This window comes from Flavobacterium panici (genome assembly GCF_024499525.1).
Classification (GTDB): domain Bacteria; phylum Bacteroidota; class Bacteroidia; order Flavobacteriales; family Flavobacteriaceae; genus Flavobacterium; species Flavobacterium panici.
Map to the genome: position 1 here is coordinate 3513981 of NZ_CP100437.1, position 13336 is coordinate 3527316.

The window sequence follows — 13336 nt, forward strand, 5'->3', positions numbered from 1 at the left end:
TTGTAACCTTATTTATAGATGCAAAAACGTAATTATTATATCGAAATTGAAGATTTCTTATCTGATGGATCATTCCGAACATGGATTTTGTCCCAAGTTGATGAAGAAGGCTGGGAAGAATGGACTTTAGAAAATCAACAACGCGCTAAATTGGTTGAAGATGCCCGCCTTTTATTGCTGGCAATGAAAGTACCTTATATTAGTATTTCTTCTTCAGAACTAAATACGGCATTAGAATCAACATGGGGCAAAATTGAAGAGATAGAAAATCGCAATAAATCAATTAAAACCAATAAGAGCAGATACTTAAAAAAGTATTGGTTAACAGGAATTGCAGCTGCTCTGTTTTTTGCTTTTTTATCGGTTGGTTTTTTCAAAAATCAATTTAGAACCAGTCATACTTCTGTTACATATAAAGAACTTGTTAATAATAACGAAGGGCTTGTTGAGCAAACAAATAATTCTAACAAGCCGCAAGTAATTACTCTGTCTGATGGCAGTTCTGTCTTATTACAACCCAATAGTAAATTAAGTTATCCTAAGATCTTTACCGGAAACGAAAGGAAGGTTTACTTATCCGGAGAAGGTTTCTTTGAGATTAGTAAAAATCCCCAAAAACCTTTTTTTGTTTACGCAAACGAAATCATTACAAAAGTGGTGGGTACGAGTTTTCGGGTTAGAGCGTACCTGGATCAACCAGAAATTGAAGTGCTAGTTCGCACCGGTAAAGTTAGGGTAAGTTCAAATGAATTGGCTGCAAATTCAAAACAAATGACCGAAGTGGTCTTACTTCCTAATGAAGCGCTGCGCTTTTTAAGAAGCGATTTGAGTTTTGATAAGATAACCAATATTACAGAAGACAAAACATTGGCAAGGAGTGTTGGAAATATTGAACAATTAAGTTTTGAATTTACAGATATTCCTGTAGATCAGATTTTAAAAACAATAGAGCAGGCATATCAGGTTGATATTGATTTCCCTAAGGATAAATTAAAAAATTGCCATTTAACAACTTCCTTAAGCGACCAGCCATTATCAGAAAAACTTAAAATTATTTGTAAAAGTATTGGCAATGATGCCAGTTTTGAAATGAATGGCAATCAAATTATAATAACATCAGAGGGCTGTTATTAAGTAATAATAAATCAAACTATTATAATAATTTTTAATTAAACCCAATTATTGCCTATGTAAAAAAATACAAAAAAAGTGTCGAAATGTTGTAACATATCCGACACTTGATAAAATAGAATTACTCTCTGGAAAGAGTCATTTTATTGTGTTTCTACAAAATACGCTTGAACAGTATTAATCAAAACAAAATCAAAATTATGAAAAAATCAGTTGGTAAACAACGATTAATTTATCGAATCTCGAAAATAACGCTATTTCAGTTCGTTTTAGCACTTTTATTTTCAAGTGTTACTCTGGCAAACAGTGTGAATGGACAAAAGAAATTAGATACAAAAGTCACTATTACAGTTGAAAATTTAAGTCTGGATAATGTGTTATCTAAACTTGAAAAATCTGCAAGTGTGAAATTTTCTTATAATTCAAGATTACCGCAGCTAACTCAGAAAATCACTATCGAGGCACATCAGGAAACATTGTCAAGTATTCTTAATCGAATTCTGAAACCACTCAATATTAATTATATAGAAATAAGCAATCAGATTATTCTACAGAATAATAATATAAAATCTAATAGGGTTACTGACCCTGTTATTAAAGGAAAAGTTACGGACCAAAACGGAGTCCCTCTGCCGGGCGTGAGAGTAACTGCCAAAGGGACTAAAAATGTTGTGTTAACTGATTTTGATGGTACTTTTTCGATCGACGTACCAGTGAATTGTCACCAACTAGTTGTTTCTTTTGTTGGAATGGAAACTAAAGAAATTGGAATAGAAAATAATTCACCAACAATTGTTTTAAATGAAGAGGGACAAACTTTAAAAGAAATTGTAGTTATAACAGGTTATGAGAAAACCTCGAAGAGAACTTTTACAGGTGCCTATAGTAAGATTCCTATTGACGAACTTAAAGTTGATGGATTGGCAGATATCAGCAGAGCGATAGAAGGAAAAGCTGCTGGGGTTACTGTACAGAATATTTCAGGAACCTTTGGTACTACGCCAAAAATTACCATTCGTGGATCTTCTTCAATTTTTGGAGATACAAAACCATTATGGGTTATTGATGGTGTTGTTCAGGAAGATATTATTAATGTGTCTGTGGCTGATTTGGCTTCCGGAAATTCTTCAACGTTATTAAGTTCTTCTGTTGCTGGAATTAATCCTAATGATATACAGAGTATTGAAATACTGAAAGATGCGTCTGCAACTTCGATTTACGGATCCAGATCTTTAAATGGAGTTGTAGTTGTAACTACAAAACAAGGACGAAAAGATTCTCCATTAAAGATCACCTATTCATCTGACCAAACAGTTAGAGCAACACCTAATTACAGCCAATACGATATTTTGAATTCAAAAGAAACAATGAGTATTTTGAAAGAAGTGGAGGCAAAAGGATTTTTAGATCTGCCTTCGACTACACAAGGGCGTTATGGGGGTGTTTATAATATTTTAGCCAGAGGAATTAATACGTATGTTCCCGAAACGGACAGCTATTTAGTAAGTAATGACCCCGCTGGACGTAATACTTTTTTAAAAAAATATGAATTAGCCAATACAGATTGGTTTAAGGTACTTTTTAGACCTTCGATTGCCCAAAATCATTCCCTGAGTTTTTCGGGAGGAGGAGCAAAAAGTACAATGTACGCTTCCTTAGGTTATTATAGTGATCCGGGCTGGAGTATTGCCGATCATGTAAAACAATTTTCATCAAATTTAAAAGGAACTTTTTATATTAATGATGACTTAAATATTACGCTGACTACACAAGCTTCTGTAAGGGATCAGGGTGTTCCTGGAAGTTATGATAGTGAAACAGACACCTATTATGGAAAGACAACCCGAAATTTTGATATTAACCCTTTTAAATATGCCTTAAATACAAATAGAACTCTAAGACCTTACGATGACAATGGGGATTTGGAATATTACAGGAACAATTGGGCACCTATTAATATTTTGAATGAACTTAAAAATAATTTTATGGAAATTCAGGTAAAAGATATTCGTTTCCAAATGGATTTAGAATATAAAATCAATCCTTACCTGACTTATAATCTAGCGGGTTCAGCACGTTATGCTAACACTGGCAGGGAACATAAAATTCTTGAAAATTCAAATATAGTAGGAGCTTATAATGCCGCAGAAACAACAACTGTCAGAGATGCGAATATTTTTCTATATCAGGATCCAAATGATTTAACAGCTCCAAAAGTTGCCGTTCTTCCTAATGGAGGAATGTTAAGAAAATTTACAGACGACCTGACTTCCTATTATATAAGAAATAGCGTCAACTATAGACGTACTTTTAATTTTAAACATGAATTTGAAGGATTGTTTGGTACTGAGCTAAGGTCTTTAAATAGAAATAGCGACAATTTTACGGCTTATGGGTTGCAGTACGATAAAGGACTTACCAGTTTTACAGATCCAAGAATATTGGAGAAAACGATGAGCGAAGGAGGTTCTTATTATGGATTTAATGAAGAGAGAGAAAGAACGGTAGGGTTTTTTGGAAAAGCAGGGTACACCTATGATCGACGTTATACGGCATCATTTACCGGACGTTATGATGGTTCAAACAGGCAGGGTAATAATTCCTCATCCCGTTGGCTGCCAACCTACACTCTTAGTGGAAAATGGAACATAAAGGAAGAAAATTTCATGAAAGATATCGAATCTATAAATGCTTTAGCATTAAGAGCTTCTTATGGACTTACCGCAACGGCTGGGCCGGCTACTAATTCATTAGCAATTTATAAAAGTTTTATCACGGATCGTATAAATCTTGGCGACAGAGAATCCGGGATTAGTATAGACCAATTACAAAACAAAAATTTAACCTGGGAAAAACAATTTGAAACCAACTTAGGTTTTGATGTGGGTGTGTTTAATAACAGACTACAATTAACAACTGATGTATACAGCCGTAAAGCTTTTGATTTAGTGGATTATGTTATGACATCAGGAATTGGTGGACAAACAATGAAACAAGGTAATAATGCAGATATGGAAACTAAAGGTCTTGAAGTTAGTTTGTCCTCTAAAAATATATCTACCGAAAATTTTAAATGGACAACCAATTTTAATTTTTCTGTATATAACCAGAAAATTACAAAGTTAGCGAGCCAGGCATCAGCTTTTGATTTAATCGAAGGAACAGGAGGAAATACTATTGGTCATCCAAGAAACTCTCTGTATTCTTATCATTTTACAGGATTAAACAATCAGGGTTTGCCAACTTTTGTAATGAAAGATGGGCAATCGGATAACATTACCGGAGCAAATTTTTATGATAATGATAATGTAACCAAGTATCTAAAATATGAGGGTTCGATAGAACCTAATAAATCTTTTGGACTTTCGAATACTTTTACTTACAAAAATTGGTCATTATACGTTTTTGTCGTTGCATCGGGAGGAAATAAAGTTCGATTGAATCCTGTTTATTCCAGCGAATACAATGACTTAACTGTTTTTACAAAAGATTTTAGCAATCGTTGGATTAATCCGGGAGATGAAAATAATACTAATGTACCTGTAATAGCAGATAAAGCTTTGATTAATAGTTATAATGCTCAGTCTAAAACATTGGGAATTGCTTATAACACATACAATTTTTCGGATGTGCGTATCGCAGATGGAGATTTTGTCAGATTAAAGAATGTATCTCTAAGTTGGGAATTCCCGAAAGCTTTTAAAGAAAAAATAGGAGTAACAAATTTTACATTAAAAGGATCAGCAGTTAATCCATTATTACTTTATTCTGATAAAAGATTAAACGGTCAGGATCCTGAATTTCGCAATGCGGGAGGTGTTGCATTACCAGTTACAACACAATATACATTTACTCTAAATGTTTCATTATAAACGATATAATATTATGAAAAAATTAAAAATTCTACTGGCATTATTACTACTTATAAGTATTAGCAGTTGTGATGAATTTCTTTCTGAAACCCCCGATAACAGGACACAAATAGATACACCTGAAAAGATTTCTGAGTTACTGGTTAATGCTTATCCAAATGCATGTTATATGGATTTTGCAGAAACCATGACTGACAATGTTTTTGATAGTGGTGATGCTGGATTATTTACAGCTGTAAATACAGAAAATTACAATTGGGAAATGAACAATAGTACTACTACAGATACTCAGGCTAACTATTGGAATGCCTGTTATATTGCAATTGCCCATGCTAATAAAGCACTTAAGGCCATTGACGAGCTAGGCAGTCCTGCAAGCCTAAATCCGCAAAAAGGAGAAGCCTTAATGGCAAGGGCTTATGCACATTTTATGTTGGTTTCTTTTTGGTCTAAACGTTATGATCCGGCTACTGCTGATACAGATTTGGGAATACCATATGTAACAGAGCCGGAAGATGTATTGATCAGAAAATACAAAAGAAATTCTATGAGGGAGGTTTTTGATTATCTGGAAAATGATATCGAGGAAGGTCTAAAATATGTTACTGATGATTATAGTCAGCGTAAATTCCATTTTAATAAAGAAGCTGCTAAAGCTTTTGCATCCCGTTTTTACTTAATAAAGGGAAATTGGGACAGAGTTATTGAACTTACGGATGAATTAGCAGCTAATCCGGATGGAAAACTAAGGGATTATGGATCTTATCTGAATCTTGATTATAATACTCAATTAAAAATTTATGCAGAGCCAACTCAGGAAACAAATTTATTGATTGCCTCAGTAACTTCTTATTATTCAAGATCTTTTTATTCAAACAGGTTTCAGCTGACATTAGCCCGACAAAATGAAGTTTTAGGTTCTGCAACAAATATTTTTAATAAAGAATGGCTTTATGTATACTTAAGCTACAATAATAATACATCATTTGTACCTAAGTTTAATGAACAGTACAAGTATACAAATGCCAATGCAGGTATCGGTTACGAATATGTTGCAATAGTATTATTTAGTAATGATGAATTCTATTTGAATAGGATAGAATCACTTGTCATGGCAAACAGAATAGATGAAGCAAGAACAGCATTGCAATATTTTATTGGATCAAGAACTGCGAATTATGATCCGGCAACTGATGTTTTAACTGATGAATTAATAGTTAATAAATATCCTGCAACCCAAAATAAATATGCTCCTTTTTATGCTTTGACTGATTTGCAAAAATCATACATAAATATTATAGGAGAACTGCGTAGAAAAGAATTTGTACAAGAGGGCCTCAGATGGTTTGATATTAAACGATTTAATTTAGAGGTTAAACATGAAACATACAACGAGCCAACAAACATTTTAACTAAAGATGACAATCGCCGGGCATTACAAATACCACTTCAGGCTTCAACAAATGGTATCGAAAAAAATCCAAGATAAATTAATATCAAGCACATGAAAATAGTAAAACAATATACAATGACTTTTTTGGCAATAGCTGCAATTGCTTTTTCGGGATGTACACACGAAGATCAGCTTGGAGGCAGTCAATTAGATGTTACAAATCCTCCTCAATCAATGTTAGATAATTGGATTGCCACTAATTATTCAAATCCTTATAACATAAATGTTCAATACAAATGGAACCAGAATACAGTTGACAATAATCGTTACCTGTATCCGCCTCAGGAAGATAAAGTACAGCCCGTTTTAGAAATTATACAAAAAATCTGGTTGAATAGCTATACAACAATTGCCGGTCCTGATTTTGCAAAGAAAATTGCTCCCCGAGAAATTGTAATGGTTGGCGGAATGAATTTGGATTTAACCGGAACCCTTACTTTGGGTTTGGCAGAAGGCGGGCAAAGAGTAACACTTTTTGAAACTGATAATGTAGATATTACAGACAGGGAAAACGTAAAACGATTTATACATACCATTCATCACGAATACATTCATATTTTAAATCAGCATAAACCATATGATGAAAAATCGATGGCAAAAATAACGCCATCCGGTTACACAGCAGACTGGTATGCTACCTCAGATCAGGATGCTAATGAACAAGGTTTTATTACAGCCTATGCAAAGTCAAATATTAATGAGGATTTTGCTGAAATGGCTTCTATTATGCTAACTAATTCTAAAGATGAATATGAGACCTTTTTGGAAGGTATACATAGTGAGACAGCTGTTGCTGTGATAAGGGCCAAAGAAGCTATTGTTGTGAAATATTTTAAAAGAGAATTCAATGTGGATTTTTATGCTTTAAGGAATGAAGCAGAAAAAAATACTACAGCTGTACTAAATGGACTTTAAACTAATTGAGGTTAGGTTAATTTAAAAAAGAAAACATTATGAAAATAAAAAATATATTTAAGTTTCTGATTATTGCTTTTCTGGCAACACAATTAGGAGCCTGCGACAAGAATGAAGCAGAACAAAAATTTGATAAGACGCCAACGGAAAGAATAAATGCCCAAAAAAAAGAGCTTAATGATGTCTTACTAACGTCTGAATATGGATGGAAGGCAGTTTATTACACAGATAATACACAACTTGGAGGATTTACACATTTGTTTAAATTTTCTGTTGACGGAAAAGTAGCTATGGCGTCTGATTTTGATAGCGATACCAGTATTTATAACAGCGATTACAGTATTGAGATGGGAAGTACAGTTAGTTTATTATTCTCTACCAAAAACAGAATACACTTGTTATCCGATGCAAATAATTCTCCTACGGCGGGATTAAAAGGCAAAGGATATAAAGGAGATTTTCAATTTTTATATTATGGACAGGAAAATGGTGAAATAATTTTTAAAACCAATCGTTTTCAAGAATTGCGTTTCGTAAAAGCAACAGCCGAAGATTGGACAGATCTAGAACTAAATACGGAAATGGCTCAAAATGTAATAGGTTCAGATAAGCGCTCTATTTTTAGATTTTTGGAAATTAATGATGGTACCGATATTCATAAATTAGACTTTAATTATGCTTCAAATACTCGGTTTGCAACTGCAAATTCTGTAGAACAAGGTTACAGTAAAAGTTATAATATGGGTATTGCTTTTACAAAAAAAGGTATTATTGTAAGTCCCGCTATCGAAGTCAGCAACCAGCAATTAACCGAATTTATTTATGATGATGTTAGTGAGGGTTTTACTGCAACCGGTACAAATGGGGTGAGTGCTGCAATTAAATATAGTGATAAACCTTTGATTTTAACGGATGATTATAAATTGCTATTACCCGGAGGCGGAAATAATGTCTATGCCTATATGCATGGTTTTACAGAATTTGAAGGACCAAATTCTCCCTTATTTTTATCTTTATTAGGAGATATAGAGAAAGCTAGCGGAGTACCGCTTATAAGAGCACAGTTTTGGTTTAATAATACTGATGGGACAAATTATGTAGAATACAGATCTGGTGACAACCAAACAGAAGTAAGATATTATCACTACTTCACCATAAAAGCAGATGATGTAAACAAAACCGTTATATTTATTCCAGGTGTTTGGAAAAAAAGTACTGCAATTGCAGGGGAATCAGCGACTCCTCCGGAAGGGCCAACAATCTCACGCCCATCTTTCTTAAAAGCGCTTGATGATGAATTTATGAATCCTAATGGTCTTTATTTTGCAGAGATACCGGTTATTGGTTATAGAGGTTACACTTTTGCAAGTGCAACAAGTCCTTTTAGAATGGTTGTTGGCTCTCTTTAAAAATTTAGTAAACACACTTTGCAAGGAAAGTTACCATGAATTTTGTTGTCAGGACACTGCCGATTCAATGAGGGAAGAACTCCCTAAGTATGAATTGTTCACACTCTTGATGAAGAAAATTATACTCTGATACAAAACGATCCGTGTTATACCGTTATTTGTCCGGCAAACACAAGATCAAACAATCCCACAATCAATAATTCCTACTGAAAGCCGTTCTCAATTTAAAAGTTGAGGCGGTTTTTTCATATAAAGAGTCGTCAAATAGCGAGGGCACTCAAAAAGTCCTTTAGAGTTGAAAAGGCAGGCTTGCAAGTAAAATAGAGGCTCTGAGAATCGTCTGTACGAAAGTGGTCTCCATCACCTATCTTATCCGAATACATCAAAGAAAAAGAGGCTGTTTTCAATATTGAAAATAGCCTCTTTTGGTAGATAGCTACTTTTTTAGTGCCCTCCAAATAGCAATGGTTTTTTATAAAAAAAATTAGGTGATGTAATGTACAATAAAAACGAATCTATTATTAAGAGGCTTATGGCCCTGTTCTCCTAAGTGTTCTCATGGGAAGCAACGCAAACTCAGAGAGATTTGCCAGCGAAAGGAAGAACATTTCCAAGAACCGGAAATTAGTTCTGATTAGATATACCTATGCTTATAAGTTTCCAGGCCAACCAAAATTTTAGCCACACTTGTTTCTTTATTTTGTGTCTTTTTGCCTGCAGCGGTTTTCTGATTTGGTGAGAAGATGGATGTAAAGTAACATTGATGAAGTAAAGATTTGCGGATCATAATTCTATAAAAAAAACGGCGGGTGAATATTAAATTATCCGCCCGCCTTGATACCCGGTCAGTCTCTCAATAATGCGGGTAATGTTATTTTTTAATGAATTACTGTAAGATTCTTATTTTTTATTTTAAATGAGTAGGAAGCACTTTTATTCTGCTGATTTGAATACCTATTTATAAAAAAAATAAGATAATGCTATATTGATAGATACGATTTATTAGCTGTAAAAGCTAATTATTTATAATTTTATTTGACATATCATCCAGATGGACTTTACTGTCTCGGGAGTCTGACAATTGAGCAGGTTGCCATAAACGAAAGTACAGGCAGTCAGCTGCGATAATGGATAGGATCTGGAGCGAAATCCAGCTCGCTGATATTCTTTTTTTACTGCCTGTGCCAGGGCAGATAAAAGATGAAGCAGCAATAAAATTGAAGAATTTATGAAAATAAATTTCCTGGTGGGCAATAAGGGTTTCCAGCTGTTTACGACGCATTGTGCCTATGCACTGCGTTTGCTGCTGTTTTTATCAGTAGATCGAAAATTTCAAGCTTGCGGTTCTAAAGCTGCGCTTTAATGCTCCGGCTTTATTCGTTTATTTTATCCTTGTGGTACTCCCTGAGCCATTTTTCCATTTTCTGCAAAAGGTGGACTTCTTTAAGATCATCTGCAGGATCAGAAAGCCCTGTAATGGTTCTTTGATAATGAAACCTTTTGTCCTCAAACTGGCAGGTGAATTTAGGGAATTCGTTGTGGGATACCAGCCATTTGTTGTGATGGGCTTTTTTAATTTCAAATTTTTTCATTTTTTATCATTTCCATAACAGCGCTGCGCAGCAGGCTGTTAGTGTTGTTTTTATATCTCTCTACTGCCGAATTGCAGCCTGCAAAATTAACGCATTACTGTATTATTTTGTTATATAATTTACAGTCCGGCAGTATTTTTTTTTGGTTTTAGGAGCTGTTCCCGCTATAGGTTCCAATCTTTTGTGCCAAACCCCGGCACAAAAGGATTTCACTGCACACGAGCGAAGCGAACTGGCGAAGCAATCGGGGCTAATAGTATAAAAAAAAGCACCAATTGTCTTGAATTGGCGCCTTTGGCCGTGGTGACCCGTAAAGGATAGATTTCGCACCACTTTATTGAGGATTTGAAGAGATTATCTTACTACAAGTACAAGAAGGTGTTGTCTTTTAATGGCACTAGAAATCTGGTTTGGATGTCCTGTTGGGGATTGAAGCAAAAATGTGTTTAGTTTTATATATGATTGTGCGATAAAATGTAATCATTAGATAATGTCTGATAATGGGCAAAAAAGCAGATAAATAGAATTTACCTATTGGCAATTTTAGTTTCTTTTGAAGGTTTAAATTTTTAAACACGGGTCAAACGCATTTTGGTATAATTTAGACCTAATAGGGCGCAAGGCATTTGTCCTGGAATGCACAGGCGTTTAAAACTTTCAAGAAATGGAAGCAAGAATAGATCAAACCGCAAAGAATCCTGAACAGGCTAATTTTCTCAGGATTTTGCTTTAGAACTATTGGGGATGTATCGATCTAACCTGATCTTTGAGTATATTACATTTCTTATGGTATGCTTATGCAGGATTTGTAAAAAAGGAAATTTTAGTTTCTCGATGCCGTTTTTACGGATGCTATTTCTTGTTTTTGCATTTTTTTAAGATCTCTGTATAAAAACAAAATCTCGGTGTAGCTCCAATAAAAAGATGTGTTTATGTGGTATTTTAGATTTAATTCATCGGTGAATTGCAGATAATATACCTGGGGAGCCCTGCTTTTTCCGCGGTTTAACATTTCAATTTGGGTATTTTTAATATCAAGGGTTTCTTCCCATATAGCATCATACCTGTATCCTTTTAATAGTAATCTCTTATTGCTTATCTGAACTTGGTTGATGAAAAAAACCGCTTCTCTGCATACTCTTATAATACGATATAATGCCAGAGAAAACAAAGACATGGAGATCAACAATACAGCACACATTGCCCTGTTAATATGCATTGAGCCATCAGCTCGCCTGGTGTTTAATATCTCATGAGCTGTTATGTAATTTAGCATTAGAGTGATGATTAACAAACCGCCATAAATAAAAAGAATAAAAAAATCCAGTCGCGCTCTAAAGCGTGCATATTTAGTTTTAGAATCTTTATCAATCATAGTTTAGAAGCTTTGTATTGCAGGTGAATGATTTTTCAATATATTTTTTATTGCTGATTCGAAATGGGTTTTTCAACGAGAAGCGCAGCAAAAATTAAGCTTTATTGTCATTGAAAATTGCTCTTGAGCTTTGGATCAGCTTTTTTTGTTCAGAGGTTCCCTCTTTAGAGGGCTTACCAGTGTAAAGAAGAGTATAAAAAAGGCCTTTCAGTTTTCCGGAAGGCCTAATTTGGGTAAAAATAAGTAAGAATGAATTTATTTTTTAGATTCTTCGATCGAAACTTTTCTGAATTCTTTGAGCAGCTTCTCGATTTCTAAAGTTGACTTGCGGGCTCTTGCACCGGCCGCTTTCACACCTTTTTCGATCAGTGCATCTGATTCTGTTTTAAAGGTCTGGATTTCTGCGTTGATTCTTGCAACTAGATCTTTCATGTTTAAATGTGGTTAAATTTAAGAGCGCAAAAATAAAAGTTTAGTCCATAGATACAAGTAATTTTTCTATTTGTTTTTTTTTAGCGTAGAATTTAATATTTGACCCGTTGGTGGGCAGGACTAAAAAAATGTGGTGTAAAGGTTTGAAATAGAAGGGATTACTTTTATTTTTTATAATTCGAAATCATGCTTTTTGCTAAGATGGTCAGGTTCTATTAAATTGCACAATAAATTCAAACCAAATTCAGATGGCTTCTGATTCAGTTTGCATTTTATCCGAATTTTGCACCATAGGTTAATTGCACAATACCGTATGATTTATTTTGACAAGGCCTTTCAGGGTTATAGAGCTCTCATCTGTAGCTTCATTCAGGACAATATACCCCTTTTCATCCAGCAGGATCAGGGCATCGAGTATTTCTGCCTGGTTTTGCCTCTGGGCGGACATATTCTGGGCAAATGTCCTCTGAACATTGTAAGGGGGCATTACAAGTGCCCTGAGCTCCTCCAGCGCGCAGCTCCCGGGATAACTCTGGGCAAGTTTTTTTAGTATGCTGTCAAAATAAAGGGATGATTTTTCCAAGATATAACAGTTTAAATTATAACATAATAGCTTTGAATAAAGATACAAAGATTTGATTAGGATTTGAATGTTTTTTAAATGTTTTCCCTGATATCTGAATTGAAATGCAGGTCCAAAAGGGACTGGTTATAGCATAACACTGAGCTTTAATTTTCAGTGTTACCCGTTTATTTTTTCCTTATGGTACTCTTTGAGCCATTTTTCCATTATCTGCAATATGGGGATGTTTTTTTTGATGCCGTTAATTATCGTTGAGATGCATCAGACGGGATTTGGTAAGTCCCGGCTTTTTTATGGCTGACTGCAGAAAAGCGGACAGAGCTCTGTAAGGCCTGAATTAATCGGGTATTGCTAACGAAATCTAATTCGGATGATTAGCATCGTTAATTGTATTTAATATTAGTTTTTAGGTTCGATATTATTTTTTAGGAGCTTTTCCCGCTATCCGCTGCAATCTTTTGTGCCGAACACCGGCACAAAAGGATTTTCACTGCACACGAGCGAAGCGAACTGGCGAAGCAATCGGGGCTAGGGCTGCTGGAGGAGCCTGGTTCTTTAGACTAATAAAAATAAG

The 13336-nt window shown here is 34.6% G+C and carries 10 protein-coding genes; 6 read left to right on the forward strand and 4 right to left on the reverse strand.

The genetic code is table 11. The annotated features are described in order from the left end of the window. Nucleotides 1-18: 18 nt before the first annotated feature. From NLJ00_RS14790 to NLJ00_RS14815, 6 genes are all read left to right on the forward strand, one after another. Nucleotides 19-1134, forward strand: coding sequence for a FecR family protein (locus NLJ00_RS14790; RefSeq protein ID WP_256634334.1), 1116 nt, complete (start codon nt 19-21; stop codon nt 1132-1134). A 197-nt stretch (nt 1135-1331) separates the two neighbouring features. Continuing rightward, nucleotides 1332-5003, forward strand: a complete 3672-nt coding sequence (locus tag NLJ00_RS14795) for a SusC/RagA family TonB-linked outer membrane protein (protein WP_256634335.1) — start codon at nt 1332-1334, stop codon at nt 5001-5003. 13 nt (nt 5004-5016) lie between these two features. Then, nucleotides 5017-6492: a RagB/SusD family nutrient uptake outer membrane protein gene (locus tag NLJ00_RS14800; RefSeq protein WP_256634336.1), complete on the forward strand. Its 1476-nt coding sequence runs from the start codon at nt 5017-5019 to the stop codon at nt 6490-6492. Nucleotides 6493-6507: 15 nt separating this feature from the next. Then, nucleotides 6508-7371 (forward strand): zinc-binding metallopeptidase, encoded by an 864-nt coding sequence (locus tag NLJ00_RS14805; RefSeq protein WP_256634337.1) that lies wholly within the window; start codon nt 6508-6510, stop codon nt 7369-7371. Nucleotides 7372-7409: 38 nt separating this feature from the next. Further along, nucleotides 7410-8780 (forward strand): DUF4302 domain-containing protein, encoded by a 1371-nt coding sequence (locus NLJ00_RS14810; protein WP_256634338.1) that lies wholly within the window; start codon nt 7410-7412, stop codon nt 8778-8780. A 1228-nt stretch (nt 8781-10008) separates the two neighbouring features. Further along, nucleotides 10009-10143, forward strand: a complete 135-nt coding sequence (locus tag NLJ00_RS14815; protein WP_256634339.1) for a hypothetical protein — start codon at nt 10009-10011, stop codon at nt 10141-10143. A 10-nt stretch (nt 10144-10153) separates the two neighbouring features. Here the strand turns inward: NLJ00_RS14815 and NLJ00_RS14820 are convergent, their stop codons facing one another. The 4 genes from NLJ00_RS14820 to NLJ00_RS14835 all read right to left on the reverse strand — a co-directional run bounded on the left by NLJ00_RS14820 (nt 10154) and on the right by NLJ00_RS14835 (nt 12762). After that, nucleotides 10154-10372 (reverse strand): hypothetical protein, encoded by a 219-nt coding sequence (locus tag NLJ00_RS14820; protein WP_256634340.1) that lies wholly within the window; start codon nt 10370-10372, stop codon nt 10154-10156. 823 nt (nt 10373-11195) lie between these two features. After that, complete coding sequence (locus tag NLJ00_RS14825) at nt 11196-11747, reverse strand: hypothetical protein (RefSeq protein WP_256634341.1); 552 nt, start codon at nt 11745-11747, stop codon at nt 11196-11198. A 255-nt stretch (nt 11748-12002) separates the two neighbouring features. Continuing rightward, nucleotides 12003-12179: a histone H1 gene (locus NLJ00_RS14830; protein ID WP_256634342.1), complete on the reverse strand. Its 177-nt coding sequence runs from the start codon at nt 12177-12179 to the stop codon at nt 12003-12005. Between the two features lie 295 nt (nt 12180-12474). Further along, nucleotides 12475-12762 carry a hypothetical protein gene (locus tag NLJ00_RS14835; protein ID WP_256634343.1) on the reverse strand — a complete coding sequence of 96 codons (288 nt, stop codon included), beginning with the start codon at nt 12760-12762 and terminating at the stop codon, nt 12475-12477. Between the last annotated feature and the right edge of the window lie 574 nt (nt 12763-13336).